Annotated in this window: 20 protein-coding genes and 1 riboswitch; of the genes, 16 read left to right on the top strand and 4 right to left on the bottom strand. The window is 47.4% G+C overall.

Annotated elements, in window-relative coordinates; translation table 11 throughout:
- Positions 1 to 23: 23 nt before the first annotated feature.
- Entirely contained in the window at positions 24 to 830 is an 807-nt protein-coding gene (locus tag ACFRAM_RS00550) for an ABC transporter ATP-binding protein (protein ID WP_379463990.1), read from the top strand.
- A gap of 142 nt (positions 831 to 972) precedes the next feature.
- Here the strand turns inward: ACFRAM_RS00550 and ACFRAM_RS00545 are convergent, their stop codons facing one another.
- Entirely contained in the window at positions 973 to 1,491 is a 519-nt protein-coding gene (locus ACFRAM_RS00545; protein ID WP_379463988.1) for an NAD(P)H-dependent oxidoreductase, read from the bottom strand.
- Positions 1,492 to 1,611: 120 nt separating this feature from the next.
- On the opposite strand from ACFRAM_RS00545, the gene murB reads away from it, so the two are divergent.
- Positions 1,612 to 2,523, top strand: a complete 912-nt coding sequence (gene murB, locus ACFRAM_RS00540; RefSeq protein WP_379463986.1) for a UDP-N-acetylmuramate dehydrogenase — start codon at positions 1,612 to 1,614, stop codon at positions 2,521 to 2,523.
- Between the two features lie 116 nt (positions 2,524 to 2,639).
- Here murB and ymzB read toward each other — a convergent pair whose 3' ends face one another.
- Positions 2,640 to 2,975 carry a protein YmzB gene (gene ymzB, locus ACFRAM_RS00535; protein WP_379463984.1) on the bottom strand — a complete coding sequence of 112 codons (336 nt, stop codon included), beginning with the start codon at positions 2,973 to 2,975 and terminating at the stop codon, positions 2,640 to 2,642.
- Positions 2,976 to 3,186: 211 nt separating this feature from the next.
- Positions 3,187 to 3,230: riboswitch (PreQ1 riboswitch) on the top strand.
- Between the two features lie 163 nt (positions 3,231 to 3,393).
- Here ymzB and queF point away from each other — a divergent pair.
- The 5 genes from queF to ACFRAM_RS00510 all read left to right on the top strand — a co-directional run bounded on the left by queF (position 3,394) and on the right by ACFRAM_RS00510 (position 6,506).
- Entirely contained in the window at positions 3,394 to 3,894 is a 501-nt protein-coding gene (gene queF / locus ACFRAM_RS00530; protein WP_379463982.1) for a preQ(1) synthase, read from the top strand.
- Positions 3,895 to 3,924: 30 nt separating this feature from the next.
- Positions 3,925 to 4,590, top strand: coding sequence for a 7-cyano-7-deazaguanine synthase QueC (queC, locus tag ACFRAM_RS00525; protein WP_379463980.1), 666 nt, complete (start codon positions 3,925 to 3,927; stop codon positions 4,588 to 4,590).
- Positions 4,584 to 5,066, top strand: a complete 483-nt coding sequence (locus ACFRAM_RS00520) for a 6-pyruvoyl trahydropterin synthase family protein (RefSeq protein WP_379463978.1) — start codon at positions 4,584 to 4,586, stop codon at positions 5,064 to 5,066. The genes queC and ACFRAM_RS00520 overlap by 7 nt, the downstream gene beginning before the upstream one ends.
- The gene (gene queE, locus ACFRAM_RS00515; RefSeq protein ID WP_379463976.1) at positions 5,059 to 5,781 is read left to right on the top strand and encodes a 7-carboxy-7-deazaguanine synthase QueE; all 723 of its coding nucleotides are present in this window, start codon (positions 5,059 to 5,061) and stop codon (positions 5,779 to 5,781) included. The genes ACFRAM_RS00520 and queE overlap by 8 nt, the downstream gene beginning before the upstream one ends.
- Before the next feature lie 410 nt (positions 5,782 to 6,191).
- The gene (locus ACFRAM_RS00510) at positions 6,192 to 6,506 is read left to right on the top strand and encodes a hypothetical protein (RefSeq protein ID WP_379463974.1); all 315 of its coding nucleotides are present in this window, start codon (positions 6,192 to 6,194) and stop codon (positions 6,504 to 6,506) included.
- A 139-nt stretch (positions 6,507 to 6,645) separates the two neighbouring features.
- Here ACFRAM_RS00510 and ACFRAM_RS00505 read toward each other — a convergent pair whose 3' ends face one another.
- Positions 6,646 to 6,858 carry a hypothetical protein gene (locus ACFRAM_RS00505; protein ID WP_175370154.1) on the bottom strand — a complete coding sequence of 71 codons (213 nt, stop codon included), beginning with the start codon at positions 6,856 to 6,858 and terminating at the stop codon, positions 6,646 to 6,648.
- A 256-nt stretch (positions 6,859 to 7,114) separates the two neighbouring features.
- On the opposite strand from ACFRAM_RS00505, the gene ACFRAM_RS00500 reads away from it, so the two are divergent.
- The 4 genes from ACFRAM_RS00500 to ACFRAM_RS00485 are packed head-to-tail and all read left to right on the top strand — an operon-like array spanning position 7,115 to position 10,652.
- Positions 7,115 to 7,633: a sigma-70 family RNA polymerase sigma factor gene (locus tag ACFRAM_RS00500; protein ID WP_379463972.1), complete on the top strand. Its 519-nt coding sequence runs from the start codon at positions 7,115 to 7,117 to the stop codon at positions 7,631 to 7,633.
- 33 nt (positions 7,634 to 7,666) lie between these two features.
- Positions 7,667 to 8,782, top strand: a complete 1,116-nt coding sequence (locus ACFRAM_RS00495; RefSeq protein ID WP_379463971.1) for a hypothetical protein — start codon at positions 7,667 to 7,669, stop codon at positions 8,780 to 8,782.
- Positions 8,779 to 9,765: an ABC transporter ATP-binding protein gene (locus tag ACFRAM_RS00490; protein WP_379463969.1), complete on the top strand. Its 987-nt coding sequence runs from the start codon at positions 8,779 to 8,781 to the stop codon at positions 9,763 to 9,765. Before ACFRAM_RS00495 ends, ACFRAM_RS00490 begins: the two co-directional genes overlap by 4 nt.
- Positions 9,765 to 10,652 carry an ABC transporter permease subunit gene (locus tag ACFRAM_RS00485; protein WP_379463967.1) on the top strand — a complete coding sequence of 296 codons (888 nt, stop codon included), beginning with the start codon at positions 9,765 to 9,767 and terminating at the stop codon, positions 10,650 to 10,652. The genes ACFRAM_RS00490 and ACFRAM_RS00485 overlap by 1 nt, the downstream gene beginning before the upstream one ends.
- A gap of 105 nt (positions 10,653 to 10,757) precedes the next feature.
- On the opposite strand, the gene catR is transcribed toward ACFRAM_RS00485, so the two are convergent.
- Positions 10,758 to 11,084 carry a catDE operon transcriptional regulator CatR gene (gene catR / locus ACFRAM_RS00480; protein WP_175370149.1) on the bottom strand — a complete coding sequence of 109 codons (327 nt, stop codon included), beginning with the start codon at positions 11,082 to 11,084 and terminating at the stop codon, positions 10,758 to 10,760.
- 198 nt (positions 11,085 to 11,282) lie between these two features.
- On the opposite strand from catR, the gene ACFRAM_RS00475 reads away from it, so the two are divergent.
- The 5 genes from ACFRAM_RS00475 to ACFRAM_RS00455 all read left to right on the top strand — a co-directional run bounded on the left by ACFRAM_RS00475 (position 11,283) and on the right by ACFRAM_RS00455 (position 16,723).
- The gene (locus tag ACFRAM_RS00475; RefSeq protein ID WP_379463965.1) at positions 11,283 to 12,065 is read left to right on the top strand and encodes a GTP cyclohydrolase II; all 783 of its coding nucleotides are present in this window, start codon (positions 11,283 to 11,285) and stop codon (positions 12,063 to 12,065) included.
- Between the two features lie 125 nt (positions 12,066 to 12,190).
- Positions 12,191 to 13,243 (top strand): ABC transporter ATP-binding protein, encoded by a 1,053-nt coding sequence (locus ACFRAM_RS00470; protein WP_379463963.1) that lies wholly within the window; start codon positions 12,191 to 12,193, stop codon positions 13,241 to 13,243.
- Between the two features lie 76 nt (positions 13,244 to 13,319).
- The gene (locus ACFRAM_RS00465; protein WP_379464721.1) at positions 13,320 to 14,114 is read left to right on the top strand and encodes an ABC transporter permease; all 795 of its coding nucleotides are present in this window, start codon (positions 13,320 to 13,322) and stop codon (positions 14,112 to 14,114) included.
- A gap of 48 nt (positions 14,115 to 14,162) precedes the next feature.
- On the top strand, positions 14,163 to 14,906 hold the full coding sequence (locus ACFRAM_RS00460; RefSeq protein WP_379464720.1) for an ABC transporter permease: 744 nt from the start codon (positions 14,163 to 14,165) through the stop codon (positions 14,904 to 14,906).
- Between the two features lie 338 nt (positions 14,907 to 15,244).
- Positions 15,245 to 16,723 carry an Lsa family ABC-F type ribosomal protection protein gene (locus ACFRAM_RS00455; RefSeq protein ID WP_379463961.1) on the top strand — a complete coding sequence of 493 codons (1,479 nt, stop codon included), beginning with the start codon at positions 15,245 to 15,247 and terminating at the stop codon, positions 16,721 to 16,723.
- Positions 16,724 to 16,753 lie beyond the last annotated feature (30 nt).

Genomic DNA, 16,753 nt, shown 5'->3' with positions numbered 1-16,753 from the left:
AAAAACTACAGGGAGTGAAGATCATGTCAGAACGTTTGAATACAGAACAGCTAAGCATCGGGTACTCGGAAGCTACTATAGTTAAGGGATTGAACCTGACGCTTCCAACAGGGAAAATTACGGCGCTTGTCGGGGCTAACGGCTCCGGAAAGTCGACGATTCTGAAGACGATGGCCCGGATCATGAAGCCGAAGAGCGGCAGTGTAATGCTGGATGGCAAATCCATTCATAACCTCTCGACCAAAGAAGTGGCCCGTCAGTTAGCGATTTTGCCACAGAACCCAACAGCACCAGACGGACTTACTGTAGCGGAATTGGTAAGTTACGGTCGTTATCCCCATCAGAAGGGCTTCGGTACATTAACACCGGAAGACCGCCAAATTATCTCTAATGCGATCGCTGAGACGGGGATGTCGGACTTCCATGACCGCCCGATTGATCGTCTCTCCGGGGGACAACGTCAGCGTGCTTGGATTGCTATGGCATTGGCGCAAGAGACGGATATTCTGTTCTTGGATGAACCTACAACGTTCCTTGATATGGCGCATCAACTGGAAGTGCTGCAATTGCTGCAAAAGCTGAATGAAGAGAAGGGCCGTACCATCATCATGGTAGTCCATGACTTGAACCATGCTTCCCGTTACGCGCAGCATATGGTGGCGATCAAGTCCGGCACAGTGATTAGTGAAGGTGCACCTGCCGAGGTAATGACCACACCGGTCTTGCGTGAAGTATTCGGAATCGAGTGCGATATCGTGCCTGATCCGCGCACGGGCGTGCCGCTGTGTCTCCCATATGAGCTTGCAGCTTACAAAGCTGTTGGACTGTAGCAAGCCATCAAGGGAAATTGGTTATATCGTCATAAAATTATCCATAATATCAATATATGTATAGAAGAACAGGCTCCCGTCATTGACAAGGGAGCCTGTTCGTTGTTAAAGTTGTGGTTGCCTGATCATCTATCCTTGATTCTTAGGTAGTGATAAGCTTGGCATATTGTATTGCAGAAGCATGAATTTCTTCATCTGTGATGGTCATTGCGCCACTGAGAATGAAGTAAGGCTGCAGTTTTGTGCCAATGAGATTGGAAGTAGCTTCAATGGGTCTAAGCAGCTCTTCCAGGCTGAATTTGTTATAGCCGGTTGGGGTATAAGCTTCCTTAGGACCGCCGGTGGACAATGCAATCTGCAATTCCTTGCCATGCAGCTTGTTGCCGTTCTCGCCATAAGCCCAGCCGTAGGTAAGCACGGAATCGAACCATTTTTTCAAAAGTGGCGGTGTGCTGTACCAATAGAAGGGATATTGAAGCACGATGCGGTCATGCTGTTCCACCAGCTTCTGTTCACGCTCTACATCGATAACCTCTGAAGGGTAAGTCTCATAAAGATTGTGTACGGTAACATCAGTATTGGCCTCGAGGTATTCCTGCCAGTATTTATTGATCTTGGATTGTTCAAGGTTGGGGTGCGCGACGATAACTAAAGTTGACATGAGTTAACTTCCTTTCCATAATAAAAATTAATTTTTAATGTTTGACCTGTAATCATTATAGTTACAAGTTTAACTCCCGTCAAGCGGGTTTATTTCTATTCCATCAAAGGGGTATGCAATATGAATATCAGCAAAGTTCAGGACGATCTGCAAGCCATTGTCACAGCAGGCGTCGTTAAAAGTCATGAAGAATTAAAGGACCGGGTATTCACCAAAATGGGGGGACGGGCAGATATTCTGGCAGCTCCCGCTACTTATGAAGAAATTCAGAAAATTGTTACATATGCGAGTGAACAGCGTATTCCGCTGACGGTACTTGGCAATGGCTCTAATGTCATTATCCGCGACGGAGGAGTACGCGGTATTGTGCTACAAACCTCAGACCTGACGGGCATGGAAGTGCGGGATGGACTGTTGTATGCAGAGTGTGGCGCCAAAATCATTGATGTATCGCGTTATGCGCTGGATCAGGAATTGGCGGGCCTGGAATTTGCTTGTGGTATCCCTGGTACAGTAGGGGGCGCTCTTTACATGAACGCAGGAGCCTATGGTGGTGAGGTCAAGGATGTACTCCACAGCGCCGTTGTCTTGAACATGGCTGGCGAACTAATAACGCTTCAAGGTGACCAAATGCAATGGGGATACCGGAAGAGCATCTTCTCCAGTGGTGAATACGTTGTTCTGGAGGCACGGTTTGCTCTTAAGCCGGGGGAAGCTGCAGCCATCAAGTCCGTTATGGATGAATTGACGTTCCTCCGGGAATCGAAGCAGCCACTGGAATACCCGTCTTGTGGTAGTGTTTTCAAACGTCCTCCAGGGCGGTTTGCCGGGCAGTTGATCCAGGAGAGCGGACTTCAGGGAACCCGTATCGGCGGTGCCGAGGTGTCCCGTAAACACGCTGGATTTATCGTAAATGCAGATCATGCCACGGCTAGCGACTATATCGGTCTGATTCAACATGTCAGAGAAACCGTGATGGATAAATTTGGCGTAGAGCTGGAAACCGAAGTGGAGATCATCGGTGAAGAGTAGTAGATATGGACTGGCAAGAGGCTGCGGGCTTTATCCGCAGCCTCTTTAGTCATCTTTTCATAACAAACGGTGTTATCCTGTTACAGATCACATGTGGTATTACGAAGCCTGAGGTATCATTCTTTAGACAAAGTGTAATGGGCACGGTCTGTCTTCACCTCTGCAGCCTCTGCATCGGAACGATTCAGCCGCAGCCCGCTGACTGCAATTTCGTAGTTCGCCTGGGGCAAGCGCACTAATTCGCCATCTCTGTTCAGCGTGCTTCCCGAACCTCTAAGAATTAGCGCACTATCCAGATAATCATCAATGACATCATCCGCATCACGGTAATCGACGCCTTCCAGCTTGAAATGAATGGTGTCTGTATCCGAAAGCTCTTGCTTCTCAATTAGAATCGTCTGGTTCACCTGTGTATTCAGCCAATCCGAGAGCTGTTGTACCTGCTGTTCCATAACCTGATCCCATCCTTTAGAAGATGATCTATAGGCTATAAGTTACCCTGTTCGCCAAAAATGAATCCGTCATTTTTGCGGTAGGAAATAAATTTATCACATTTATAATTAATATAATTAATCATTATTTTTACACTTGTCATCCCGCATACCCCATGGTATAGTTCAAGACGCACGATATCAGTTAAAGAAGAAGTCTGCGTCATTGTGCGCAGGAGAGGTTCGCAAACTCCCTCTATAAAAAACTAAGACCCTTAAGGGACGTCAGATGCCATAGCGAATGATGTTCCGCGTATAAACGGGATAACTCTGTCCATGGGTCAGTACTCGTTTATTCTTAGTAGAGCCAAGTTTTCGAAATCTCGTTCTTCTTTCCAATTCCGGCGCAGGCCGAAGGAAAAGAGAGGGATTTTTTGTCATGTCTGAAGGAAGATTGAAAGATGAAATGAAGGAAGTTACACTGCTGGGCAATCAGGGAACTCAATACCATTTTGGCTATGCGCCAGAGGTGCTGGAATCGTTCGATAACAAGCATCCGGGACGCGATTATTTCGTCAAGTTCAATTGCCCGGAATTCACCAGTCTGTGCCCCGTTACGGGCCAGCCGGATTTTGCAACACTGTACATCTCGTACATCCCGGAGCAAAGAATGGTGGAATCCAAATCGCTGAAGCTGTATTTGTTCAGTTTCCGCAATCATGGGGATTTCCATGAGGACTGCGTCAATATCATTATGAATGATCTCATCAGCCTAATGGACCCGCGTTATATTGAAGTATGGGGGAAATTCACCCCGCGGGGCGGCATTTCGATTGACCCTTATTGCAACTGGGGACGTCCGGGAACGAAGTATGAGGCAATGGCAGAACACCGTCTCATGAATCATGATCTTTACCCGGAAAAAGTGGATAACCGCTAACCCTATTTTGTAAAAAAGGAGATTTCGAAGATGAATAAAAAAGCATTGGTCGTCTTTAGCGGCGGCCAGGACAGCACGACCTGTCTGATCTGGGCGCTTCAACACTATGATGAGGTCCAAGTGGTCACGTTCAATTATAATCAGCGGCATGCCGCTGAGATTGAAGTAGCACAGCAGATTGCCGCTGATTTTAAAGTAAAGCAACATATTCTTGATCTGGGACTGCTAAATCAGCTGGCACCCAACGCATTGACACGGGAAGATATCGCCATTGAAGAAGGAGCAGAGAATGAGCTCCCAAGTACTTTTGTGGATGGACGTAATCTGTTGTTCCTGTCGTTTGCGGCAATTCTTGCCAAGCAGCTTGGCTACCATAATATTGTAACAGGGGTCTGTCAGACTGATTTCAGCGGATATCCGGACTGCCGTGATGTGTTCGTGAAATCGCTGAATGTGACGCTCAATCTGTCGATGGACTACGAATTCGTGATTCATACGCCGCTGATGTGGTTGGATAAAAAAGAAACCTGGAAAATGGCCGACGAATTGGGCCACTTTGATTATATTCGTGAGCGCACGCTGACCTGCTACAACGGGATCATTGGGAGTGGCTGCGGGACTTGTCCCGCGTGCCTCTTGCGCAGCCGTGGACTGACGCAGTACGAAGGGGAGCGAAAGAAGGGTGACTCATGCTGAACGAGGTTTCGGTATGCAAAATCTTCACCTTTGACGCTGCCCATCAGCTTATTGGTCATAAGGGGAAATGCAGCAATCTTCACGGCCATACCTACAAGCTGGAGGTTGTGCTGAAAGGTGTTCCTTCCGTGCAGGAGGGGCATTCTGACGAAGGCTTCGTCGTTGATTTTAGCGACATCAAGGCGAGGGTGCAGGAGGTACTGATTGATCGTCTGGATCATGCTTTTCTCGCTACAGGCAATGAACCTGTACTTGAGTCGCTGTACAGCTCGGGCTCTAAGGTTGCACAACTCTCATTCCGCACGACAGCCGAGAATTTGTCATCCTACGCGGCCTATGAGTTGAAGAAAGCCGGGCTGCCGTTGTACTCTGTGAAGCTCTGGGAAACACCAACGTCATGGGCGGAAGTATTGGCGGAAGATATTCCGATAGAAGGTCCGTCTTACCGCCTTTATGGGGGGTGTGACTGTGAGTAAGCTGCCGGTCATCGAGATCTTTGGCCCTACCATTCAGGGCGAGGGTGCAGTTATTGGGGTGAAAACGATGTTCGTACGCACTTACGGTTGTGATTACCGCTGTAGCTGGTGCGACTCGGCTTTTACCTGGGATGGGTCAGCTAAAGACAAGCTCCGCCTGCTGGAACCAGAAACGATTGTAGAAGAGCTGATGGCTCTGGCTGACGGCAATTTTGACAGTGTGACGATTTCTGGGGGCAACCCGGCGCTGATCGGTGAGGGGATGAAGCATTTCATCGATCTTCTTCATAGAAAAGGCATTCAGATCGCTATCGAAACCCAAGGGAGCCGGTGGCAGGATTGGTTCTATGATGTGGATGTCTTAACCATCAGTCCGAAGCCGCCAAGCTCGGGGATGAAGACCGATTGGGAAGTACTGGACCATATTCTGCGGAACATGAGGGAGTATGGACGCGCGACACATAATCTGAAGGTCGTGGTCTTTGGGGAAGAAGATTTGGAATATGCCAAATCGGTTCATAGGCGGTATGAGGATGTACAGCTCTTCTTGCAGCCGGGTAACGACAATGTTAAGGAGGCTGGCGACATCTCGGGAAGGCTGCTAAGGCGCCTGGAATGGCTGTTCAACAAGGTGATCGCCGATCCTGCATTGAACCGGGTGCGGGTATTGCCACAATTACATGCCTTAATCTGGCATAATAAACAAGGCAAGTAATAGGTTCATTGATGTGAGGTCCGGTTTCTTCCGTGTGGAGGGGCCGGTCTTTTTTACATAAGACGAATAAAAGAAATTAAAACAAAAAGTGAGAAGGAACGAAGGGGGAAGTTTGGAACTGTAGGAGCGGTAGCGACCGCCCAAAAGCTTTCCGAAGGAAAGCTCGCGACGGAAGCATAGGCTGTCTTCGGATTTCAACCGCAAACAGCGGTACAATGGAAAGAAATCTGGAGACAACAGCGGCCGGAAGTCCAAACATTCCACCGTAGTGACGACCGAGCCTTACGTTAGGATCTTAAGTTCGTCTTATGTAGAAAAGAAGATTTTACAATTTTTTATGGATAAGGCATTGCATTTTCCTTAATACCGAGTATAATACTTGGTATACAGAGAGTAAGGAGTCGGTACACATGTCAGTCGATGATTATCTGGATCTTTTAAATTACGCCAAAGCGATTAACGATGGACAGTGGCAGGCTGACATCATTGAGCGATTGAATAACCTTCCCGCAGCTTCCGCTCAGAAGCAAAGAGAAGAAAGTGTCCGGGAATTGTGGGTACAATTTGACGATGTGAATGCAGTATTGGTGGAGTTGTTCAACAAGCTGCGTGAGAATGAACCTACAGAGGATCAGAATTCGCTGAAAGAGAAGATCTGGGAGCTAAAGCTGGAACGGATTAGATTAGCGAAGCGGATTCAGAGTAAATATATCGGTATTAGATAGCAGAGGAAGAGATACGAGAGTAATAGGTGAACATAAAAAAATGGCATGCAGTTGTCTGCTCTGCCAAGACTTGATGGTCTTCTTGTAAAGTGAATTTTGGGGATTCACTTGATTAAGAAAAATAAATCAGACAATGGAATTACTTAGACATTTGCATTCCTTCACGCATCATGGTCATGCACATTGTCATCATTTCATCGCAGTCTTGCATTTTCTTCATCATCATGTCCATATCCATGTCCATCATGTTCATTTCAGACATCTTCTCCATGCACATCTTCATGGTGTTCATCTTAGCCATCATGTCCTCCATACACATGCTCATCATCATTTCCATACACATTTTTTCCATTTTAATTCCGCCTCTCAATTTGGTTTACTTGCCTACTTAAAATTACTATATTTTACTAGATAATTCAATAGCAAATTGTGAAGATTTCTAGCTTATTCCAGCATTAAACTGGGAAAAGTAAAAGACAGCTCTTTAAAAGGAGCTGTCTTTTTGCATGTGTTAAGATAAAAATGATTTTTTTCTAATCCTTCTGATACAAAAAATAGCTGTTAGTCGTCTTACTTATAGCTGCAGCGGATAAGGAGGTATAAACAAAATGAATATTCCGGAATCAGAAATATTTCAAAATATATTTTATGAACACTATCCCATTGTAAGACGTAAATTGGTGGCGCTGATCAGAGATGAAGCGGCTGCGGACGATTTGGCACAGGATGTGTTCCTGAGGCTGTACCGCAATCCACCGGATGATCCTGCAGCCCTTGGCGCATGGCTCCATAGGGTGCTTACTCGGATCGGATATGACTACATGACCAAGAAGGCCAGGGAACGCCGATTACAGGACAAGCAAGAATTGTTCTTAGGCAGTGAAGCTGCACCCCCGACGGGTGAAGACGCAGTGCTTCGTAAGCTGGACCAGGAGGATGTACGGGAATGGCTGGATGAACTGCCGGAACGTGACCGGCAGGTACTGCTCCTGAAATACTCGGGCTACAGTTATGCAGAAATCGCCGGTGAGCTAGGGGTGAAGGCACCCGTAGTTGGTACGTTGCTTAACCGGGCTACGACAAGATTGAGGAAGACGGCAACCAAAGCCCAGCCACAAATCGATTAAAGAAATCTTTTAAATTAAAGGAGGGTGAAACCGATGACGAAACTTCCCCTGAACAACGATAGAGAGAAACAAGCAACGGATGAGGCATGGGCCAGATTGCAAGCCACCCTTGCCGGAGAGGCAATAAATCCCCGCTGGAATGAATGGGGACTGACTTCAGATAAAGAAGAAGGGGGCCCTGTAATAAGCATGAAGTCTGAAATAACGGTTGGAGAAATGCCGCAAGAGGAGAGGGCCACGTATTCGGATAGCTCTTCTCACAATAATGTGCCATTACGCCGCTGGAAAATGACTCGTCGCAGCAAGTGGGCGGCGGCAGTAGCCGGCGTGGCTGCTCTTGCTGTAGTATTAGCGACCCCTGTCGGCAACACGGCCATGGCCTCGCTCCTGAACCAGTTCCGCATGGAGACAGTTACAGCTGTCAATGAGGATGACTTGCGTAATATGTTCTACCAGCTCACCGACAGAGATAACATCCATGAAGCTGTCAATGATTTTGGATCATTCCAGAGCACGCCTGGCATGGTTTCGGGAGACATGTCCCCGGCGCAAATACAGGAGTCCTTAGGTTATTCTCCCTTGAGCGCTGCACTCCGGAGTAACCATGGACAGCTGTTTGTTTCATCTTCGCAGGAGATTAAGCTTAGTCTGAAAGTTGAAAAAACAAACGAAGTCATGAAACGATTAGGAGCGGTAAAGCTGCTGCCTGAATCGGTGGACGGTAAGCCAATTACGCTGCATATCCCTGAGATTGTAAATTACAATCTTGCAGAGAATAAAAATGATTGGGCAAGCTTGCAGCAGATGAAGACACCTGTATTGACGGTAGATCCTTCTATTAAAGTAGAGGAAGCGCTGGAGGCCGTGCTCAACTTCCCGCTACTCCCTGAAAGCCTAAAGAGCAGTCTGCAGCAAACAGGAATCTTGTCAGGTGAAATTCCGATGCCGGTATTTGTTAACGACAGTAGCGAACAAGTTCAGGTAGCTGGCGTAACGGTTATGCTGCAAACGACCGATATGGGCAAGGATTATAAGAATTACAGTGCCATTTGGGTGAAGGACGGGCAGTTGTTCAACTTTAATGGAGGGAACACATTCAATAGTAAAGAGAAATTGATGGCTAAACTGCAGGAGCTGATCCAATCATGAGTGTTGCCGCGATCGAAACCCAGGGACTTAGCAAAACGTATGACAACGGCCGTGGCTGCCAAAATGTCACAATCACTGTAGGGAAAGGGGAAGCCTTCGGCTTCCTCGGCCCCAACGGGGCGGGCAAGAGCACCTTTGTCAAAATGCTCGTGGGGCTGATTTCACCGACGAGCGGTAGCGCCTCTCTAATGGGACACAGAATCGGTACAATGGAAGCCAAGTCACTGATCGGGTATTTGCCAGAATTGTACCGTTATCAGGAGTGGCTGACTGGACAAGAAGTGGTCAAGCTGCATGCCCGGCTCAGCCGAGTGGAGTCCTCTTCCATAGAGCGGAGAGTTCGTGAGGTTCTGGAAGAAGTCGGGATTGGTATCCGAAGCCGGGATAAGGTCAAGCATTATTCCAAGGGGATGCAGCAGCGGCTGGGATTAGCGTGTGCGCTAGTGGCTGACCCCGCAATTGTCTTTTTGGACGAGCCTTCCTCGGCCATGGACCCAATTGGACGCAGCGAAGTGCGCATTATCCTGAAGAAGCTCAAGAATCAGGGGAAGACTATATTTCTCAACTCCCACCTGCTGGAGGATGTTGAAATGCTGTGTGACCGGATGGCGCTGCTGAATAACGGAGTTATTCTGCGGCACGGCAGTGTATCCGAGGTGCTTCATAAGCGAATGAGCTGGCTTTTTAAAGTTGGCGGTTATTCGCCTTTTTTGCTGTCTTGGCTGGAAGAGAGAACCGGACTTGTCATCAAAGTGGCCATCGATCTGAAGAGAGACGCAAACGCCTTTTCACCAGCACAAGCAGAAGACAGCAGTGTGGTCTGGCTGGAAGCAGAGCTAGATAGTGAGGAGCAGGTAGGCTGGTTAAATTCGCTGATTATGGAGCAGGGGATGACCTTATATGAAGTTTCACGTAAAAAAGAACGTCTGGAAGAATGGTTCGTGAACGTCCTGTCGGGGCTGAACCATCGGGGTGAGCGATAATGGGCATCATTATGGGGATGACATGGAAAGAAATGCTGCGTAAGCGAGTCATGGTATTAACGTTGCTAATGACGATCATCTTTTTGTTGGCTTTTTGGTTTGTGGCATCCAGCTTAGGTAAACATGGGATTCCCGAGGGGAGATGGGGAACGGGCAATTCAGAACTGCTGATCGCCAAGTTTACCAATGGTACAATTATATTGACGCTAGGATTTTTCTTCGGTTCATTCGTGCTAGCATTTCTGGCCATTTTCAGTTCGTTTTCAGCTATAGCGGGAGAAGCTGAGCAAGGAGTGCTGCAAGCGTTGCTGCCTCGGCCACTCCCGCGCTGGAAATGGTATCTGGGTCGCTGGCTGGGGTTTATTACGCTGGGTCTGGGTTATGCCTTACTCTTGTATGTTGCCATTATGCTGATCACGAAATTTCATGCTGCAATACCAATGGACCCTACCGCGTGGATCCTGTCGTTTCTATTGTTTGCATCAGCAGTTCCCATGCTGGTGACGGTATCTATGTTGGGATCGAGCTGGTTCTCAGCTTTGGGCAATGGTGTATTTATGACCATGCTATACGGGGCGGGCTGGCTAGGGGGAATGATTGAGAAGCTGTCGACCTCGATTGGTCTGGAGCCTGAAATTATGAATTCGCTGAAAAATATGACCGGAGTCATTTCACTGCTCATGCCGGTAGACGGAATGCAGCGTAAGATGCTATCCGAGCTATTCAATTTAAAAGAACTGGGTGGTGTGGTTTCGCTGCAAACCGCTGCCTTCGGAATCAACAGTTTTGCCAATGTTCCATCAGGCACTTTCGTTATGTATGGCGCCGGATATACCTTAGTAGCATTTCTGCTAGGTCTGTGGATATTTGGGCGCAAGGATCTGTGAGCGCACGCAATACGCGCAGGAAATCTCTCCAACAACAAAAGCAGCCCTTTTTGGCTTCCGTATAGACGGGAAGTCAGAAAGGGCGCTTTTGCTTGCCGCGGGGAATCAAATCTTTACACCAAGCTCAATCCAGTCTGAAGACCAGTTGCTGATTTCCCCAAGGATCGGGGCTAGCGCATGACCTTTGTCCGTAAGCGAATACTCGATTCGTACCGGCATCTCCGGATAGACTTTGCGTTCGATAATTCCCTCATTCTCCATTTCCTTCAGACGGTCGGACAAGACTTTACCGCTGAGGTTCGAAAGACAGCTCTCAATTTCGCCAAATCGACGAGGGCCTGGGATGAGTACGAAAGCAATCAGGGCCACCCACCGTTTGCTCAATAGATCAACGGCTTTCTCGAAGCGCGGACACATGTCGAAATCATTCATTGGCATCACCTCTGCATTCATTATATCACAAACTTACATTAAGTAATTATAAATATTAAAATATATATTATAACTTGACGAAGTTATATTACAATGATAAACTAACTTACAAATAGTTACTTGTTTAGCGCAGCCTAATTGCAGCAATATTCTGTTTAACAAACATAACCTATAAATGAACTCAAGGAAGGTGTACTCATGATTAAACCTGATATCATTTCTATTCTGCAAAAAAAAATTAAGAAGATTACAATGGATGAGTCCACCAATATATTGGTAGGCCCGATTACTCTGCCAGTCAATCTGGACGGGGAGACGGTGACTTTTAAATGGTATAACTGGTTGAAAGTTACCGATGAAGAACTGCTTCAAGAAGACAGTCCGGAAGCTACAGCAGCCCTGATTAAACGTTTATCATCTCTGAATCTTGCCGAAGGTCAACAGTCGAGCGTATTGGTCTACGGCGACTTTGAAGGTTCTGAGGATGCGCTGATCCGTATGCACAGCATCTGCCATACCGGGGATATCTTTGGTAGCAAGCGTTGCGATTGCGGCTTCCAGTTGCATCAATCCATGAAAATGATCGTAGAGCATGGCTCAGGCGCCTTGTTCTATCTCGCCAATCATGAAGGAAGAGGCATTGGCCTGTTCAGCAAGGCGATGGCTTATATTTTACAGGAAGAAGGATACGATACGGTAGAGGCTAATCTGGAGCTGGGGTTTGCAGATGATTCCCGGAACTACTCCGATGCGATCAGCGTGCTGCAGCACCTGCGCCACAAACCAGTCACTCTGATTACCAACAACCCTAGAAAGCTTGATGCCTTGAAGACAGCGGGAATGAATGTTGTGAAAAGAGTACCGCTTTGGGGCGATGTTTCCTCCTTCAACGAGAAGTATCTGCGCACCAAGGTTACCCGTTCAGGTCACCTAAACGATGATACTAATGGCGAGCTACGCGACAATATTAGAATCGTTTAATAATTGTATCTTTTAAGCGGCTTCCACACACAAACTGGAAGCCGCTTATTTTGGCTAGTGCTTTTCCGCATTGTGCATTATAATATTAATCTGTTCATTCAACTCTTAGCTTAGCGAGGTATAATATGGCTGCCATTCAAGTGCAGGACTTAAGAAAGACATTTAAAGTCCAGAAAAACCGCGAGGGCCTCAAAGGGGCCTTCGCTGATTTGTTTAAAAGGGAATACACCGAAGTCACTGCGGTCAAGGACATCTCTTTCACGATTCCCGAAGGAGAAATCTGCGGGTACATCGGAGAGAATGGAGCCGGGAAATCGACAACCATCAAGATGCTGACCGGCATTCTTGTGCCGACCTCCGGCGTACTTTCGGTTGGTGGTTATGTGCCGTATGAAGAACGGGAGAAGTTCGTTCGTAATATCGGCGTTGTATTCGGACAGCGCAGCCAGCTATGGTGGGATATCGGCGTTATTGAATCCTTTCAGCTGCTGCGCAAGGTATATCGTGTATCGGAAGCTGACTTCAAGAAGCGGCTGGACGAGCTGGTGGAACGGCTTGCGCTCCAAGAACTGTTGAATCGTCCGGTGCGCAAGCTCAGCCTGGGTCAACGGATGCGCTGCGAGCTTGTGGCGGCGCTGCTGCATAATCCTTCGATCTTGTTCCTCGATGAGCCAACAATCGGACTGGATATTGTAGTGAAATCGGAAATTCGCGACTTCCTCAAGGATATGAACCGTGAGCATGGCACGACCATTCTCCTCACAACACATGACTTGCAGGATATTGAAGCACTATGCTCACGTGTCATTATGCTGGATGACGGACGGATCATTTATGACGGAGGACTGGAAGAGCTGAAGCAGCGCTGGGGGACCGGCCGGGAAGTGCTGTTCCAATTCGGAACGGCCACCAAGCTTGGACAGCTTAATCATTGGACGGACGGCATGCCGGTGACCTGGTCTGCGGAGAACGACCTGAATGCCAAAGCATGGATTCCGCTGGACTTGAACGTATCTGATGTGCTGGGCCGCGTGGTCGGACAGGCTGATATCACGGATATTAAGATCATCGAGACGAACACGGACGATATCGTACGCAGCATCTACCAATCTGGCTCTGCCGAGAAACCGGAAGAAGCGCGGGCCGAGCAGGACGGGAAAGAGGTTGTACATGTCTAAAATGCTCGGTGTGGCATCTTCATCTCCGGGTGGTTCCACCCGCAGGCCTGACTCCGGGGGCAACAGCCGCAAGCTGCTGCTCGGTGCCTATTTCGATTTCATTCGCATTCGTTTTCTAACGATGCTGGCTTACCGGGTGAATTACTACTCAGGTATCCTAATCTATACACTGAATATTGGGGTCAACTATTTTACCTGGAAAGCAATCTACGGCGACGGACAGGCACTTGGCGGCTTTACGGCTGCTCAGATGACCACCTATGTTGCGGTTTCCTGGATGGCGCGTGCGTTTTACTTTAACAATCTGGATAGGGAAATCTCGACAGATATACGGGATGGTAGTATCGCAATCCAATTCATACGGCCTTATAACTATATACTGGTCAAAATGATGCAGGGACTCGGAGAGGGACTCTTCCGGTTTATGCTGTTCATGATCCCAGGTATGGCCATTGCCATGCTGCTGTTCCCGGTAAATCTGCCGACTGCCCCGTCTGCTTGGATCGGATTCCTGGTCATGCTGTTCTTTAGCTTCCTGATCAACTCACAGATCAACATAATCACCGGTCTCTTGGCCTTCTTCGTGGAAAATAATGAGGGCATGATGCGGATGAAACGTGTTGTCGTCGATCTGTTCTCGGGTCTTATCGTACCAATCAGCCTCTTTCCGGGCTGGATGTCCTCCGTGCTTGAGGTGTTGCCGTTTCAGGCAATCACGTACCTGCCGGGTTCCGTGTTCACGGGACGGGTACAGGGCGTTGGAATATGGAATGTGCTAGGAATTCAGGTTCTCTGGTTCCTGCTGCTGCTCATTCCGATTGTCTGGCTATACCATGCGGCGCGGAAGCGTCTGTTCGTGCAGGGAGGTTGAGGAAGTTTGTATTACTTTGGATTAGTCATAGAGTATCTTAAAAATTATATGAAGACCCGGCTGACCTACCGTGCCGACTTTTGGGTAGAGGTCATTTCGGATTTGTTGTTTCAGGCAACGAACTTTATTTTCATTCTTGTTATATTCATGCATACCAACAGCCTTGGCGGCTGGAATCAGAACGAAGTGGTGTTCGTCTACGGCTTCTTTATGGTGCCTTTCGGCGTGTTCAGTTGTTTTGTGAACATGTGGGGCTTCAGTGAGCGTTATATCGTTAAGGGTGAGATGGACCGTATTCTGACGCGTCCGGCGCATAACCTGTTCCAGATTTTTCTGGAAAATATAGATCCGCCGGCACTCGTGGGCTCCTTCATCGGTCTCATCATCATGGGGATCAGCGGGTCCAATCTTGGCCTTCCGTTTGAGTGGTGGACCATACCGGTGCTGATCCTCTTTACACTAAGCGCGGTAGCGATCTATACAGGCATCTATACGGCTTTGACTTCGTTATCGTTCTACTCGGATGCACCGACCGGGATTCTCCCGCTGATGTACAACATTCAGTCGTATGGTCGCTATCCGGTGACGATCTATAACCGGGCAATTCAGGTGCTGCTCACCTGGATTATCCCGTTTGCGTTTGTGGGTATCTACCCAGCGGCGCTTTTCCTGCAGCGTGACGAAATGAAGAATATGGCGTTATTGACGCCTGTTGTTGGCCTGGTATTCCTGGGCATCGGACTGATGGCTTGGAACTATGGGGTAAGACGTTATAAAGGTGCAGGCTCGTAAAAAAGCAGCCGATTCTTATCGAAAAGAGCTCGCTAAAGGGAAATTTGCAGAGGAAACGAATTTGAAAGTTGAAATTTAACGACATGCATGTTAAAATTACCCTAATTATTGATGACAGGGGTTGAAAGGAATATGTAGAATTCTTGCGAAGCGATAAAACAAAAAAGCGATGATTTTTCGCATGTTTTATTTGTGATGCAAGAAAGTTACGTATTCTTTTCACTCAAACAATATCTCCTTATCTATGCCCTCAAGGGGTTAGATTTGTTGTGTTTATTTGAGCTACGAGAAAGTAACTTTCTTGTAGCTCTTATTTTTTTACACAAGGAGATGGTTGTATGTCATTGATTAATGTTATGAACCTCACGTTTGCCCATGAGGGCAGCTACGATAATATATTTGAGAATGTAAGCTTTCAGCTCGATAGTGATTGGAAGTTAGGATTTACGGGCAGGAACGGCAGAGGGAAGACGACCTTTATGAACCTTTTGCTCGGTAAATACGAATATAGCGGTCAGATTTCTGCTAAGGTCAGCTTTGATTATTTTCCGTTCCACGTTGAGCACAAGGAGTACCATACGATAGATGTCGTAGAGGAAATTTACCCGGATTATCAGCATTGGGAGTTGATGCGTGAGCTTACATTGCTGGAGGTATCTGAGGATGTGTTATACAGACCCTTTGATTCCTTATCAAACGGGGAACAAACCAAGGTGTTGCTGGCTGCTTTATTCCTCAAAGAGGATAGCTTCCTGCTCATCGATGAGCCAACCAACCATTTAGACATGAAGGCAAGGCGGCTCGTTAGCGACTATCTGAACAGCAAAAGCGGATTTATCCTCGTGTCGCACGACCGGTCCTTTCTGGATCACTGCGTGGATCACATTCTCTCAATCAACAAGACCAACATCGAGATTCAAAAAGGAAATTTCTCGGATTGGTGGGAGAACAAACAGCGTCAGGATCAATCAGAGCTGGCTGAGAACGAGCATCTGCGGAAAGATATCCGGCGTTTGTCGGAAGCGGCTAAACGAACTAGTGACTGGTCGGATAAAGTGGAAAAATCGAAAAATGGTACCCGCAATTCCGGCTCCAAGTTAGACAAAGGATACGTAGGCCATAAGGCGGCCAAAATGATGAAACGCTCTAAAGGTATTGAGCAAAGACAGCAGACGTCCATTGACGACCGTTCCAAGCTGCTCAAAAATATTGAAAGCTCCGAAAATCTGAAGATCTCACAGCTGGCTTATCACAAAAACCAGCTTGCCGAGCTGATTGGAGTCTCGATCCAATATGGGGAGAAGACGGTGTGTGAGGATGTCAGTTTCACCATTGAGCAGGGCGAACGGATCGCGCTTTCAGGGAAGAACGGTTCCGGTAAATCGAGCATTATCAAATTGATTTGCGGGGAGGAGCTTAGTTATACCGGTACTTTTAGAAAAGGAAGCCAGCTTAAGATCTCCTATGTATCCCAGGATACCTCACATCTAGAGGGTAATTTGACAGATTACGCGAGGCGGAATGACATAGATGAGAGCCTGTTCAAAGCGATTCTTAGAAAATTGGATTTCTCCAGAGTGCAATTCGAAAAGAACATTGAGGATTACAGCGGCGGACAAAAGAAAAAAGTGCTGATTGCCAAAAGTCTATGTGAGAAGGTCCATCTGCATATTTGGGACGAGCCGCTTAATTTTATTGATGTGATTTCCCGGATGCAGATTGAAGAGCTGCTGCATGAATACGCACCGACGATTCTTTTTGTAGAGCATGATAGTGAGTTCTGCAACAATATTGCCACTAAAGTAATTGAACTGTGATAAGATGCAAAAGGGAATGAGCTTAAAGCC

Source organism: Paenibacillus sp. NPDC056722 (genome assembly GCF_042790635.1).
In the GTDB taxonomy this organism is placed as follows: Bacteria; Bacillota; Bacilli; order Paenibacillales; family Paenibacillaceae; genus Paenibacillus_AQ; species Paenibacillus_AQ agri.
The sequence above is the reverse complement of the archived record's forward strand: the minus strand, read 5'-3'. Positions and strand labels throughout refer to the sequence as shown.

What these genes read in the sequence shown, in the direction of transcription:
- ACFRAM_RS00550 (WP_379463990.1), top strand. Translation starts at nt 24, where the DNA reads ATGTCAGAACGTTTGAATACAGAACAGCTAAGCATCGGGTACTCGGAA.
- ACFRAM_RS00545 (WP_379463988.1), bottom strand. Translation starts at nt 1,491, where the DNA reads ATGTCAACTTTAGTTATCGTCGCGCACCCCAACCTTGAACAATCCAAG.
- murB (WP_379463986.1), top strand. Translation starts at nt 1,612, where the DNA reads ATGAATATCAGCAAAGTTCAGGACGATCTGCAAGCCATTGTCACAGCA.
- ymzB (WP_379463984.1), bottom strand. Translation starts at nt 2,975, where the DNA reads ATGGAACAGCAGGTACAACAGCTCTCGGATTGGCTGAATACACAGGTG.
- queF (WP_379463982.1), top strand. Translation starts at nt 3,394, where the DNA reads ATGTCTGAAGGAAGATTGAAAGATGAAATGAAGGAAGTTACACTGCTG.
- queC (WP_379463980.1), top strand. Translation starts at nt 3,925, where the DNA reads ATGAATAAAAAAGCATTGGTCGTCTTTAGCGGCGGCCAGGACAGCACG.
- ACFRAM_RS00520 (WP_379463978.1), top strand. Translation starts at nt 4,584, where the DNA reads ATGCTGAACGAGGTTTCGGTATGCAAAATCTTCACCTTTGACGCTGCC.
- ACFRAM_RS00510 (WP_379463974.1), top strand. Translation starts at nt 6,192, where the DNA reads ATGTCAGTCGATGATTATCTGGATCTTTTAAATTACGCCAAAGCGATT.
- ACFRAM_RS00505 (WP_175370154.1), bottom strand. Translation starts at nt 6,858, where the DNA reads ATGGAAAAAATGTGTATGGAAATGATGATGAGCATGTGTATGGAGGAC.
- ACFRAM_RS00500 (WP_379463972.1), top strand. Translation starts at nt 7,115, where the DNA reads ATGAATATTCCGGAATCAGAAATATTTCAAAATATATTTTATGAACAC.
- ACFRAM_RS00495 (WP_379463971.1), top strand. Translation starts at nt 7,667, where the DNA reads ATGACGAAACTTCCCCTGAACAACGATAGAGAGAAACAAGCAACGGAT.
- ACFRAM_RS00490 (WP_379463969.1), top strand. Translation starts at nt 8,779, where the DNA reads ATGAGTGTTGCCGCGATCGAAACCCAGGGACTTAGCAAAACGTATGAC.
- ACFRAM_RS00485 (WP_379463967.1), top strand. Translation starts at nt 9,765, where the DNA reads ATGGGCATCATTATGGGGATGACATGGAAAGAAATGCTGCGTAAGCGA.
- catR (WP_175370149.1), bottom strand. Translation starts at nt 11,084, where the DNA reads ATGAATGATTTCGACATGTGTCCGCGCTTCGAGAAAGCCGTTGATCTA.
- ACFRAM_RS00475 (WP_379463965.1), top strand. Translation starts at nt 11,283, where the DNA reads ATGATTAAACCTGATATCATTTCTATTCTGCAAAAAAAAATTAAGAAG.
- ACFRAM_RS00470 (WP_379463963.1), top strand. Translation starts at nt 12,191, where the DNA reads ATGGCTGCCATTCAAGTGCAGGACTTAAGAAAGACATTTAAAGTCCAG.
- ACFRAM_RS00460 (WP_379464720.1), top strand. Translation starts at nt 14,163, where the DNA reads ATGAAGACCCGGCTGACCTACCGTGCCGACTTTTGGGTAGAGGTCATT.
- ACFRAM_RS00455 (WP_379463961.1), top strand. Translation starts at nt 15,245, where the DNA reads ATGTCATTGATTAATGTTATGAACCTCACGTTTGCCCATGAGGGCAGC.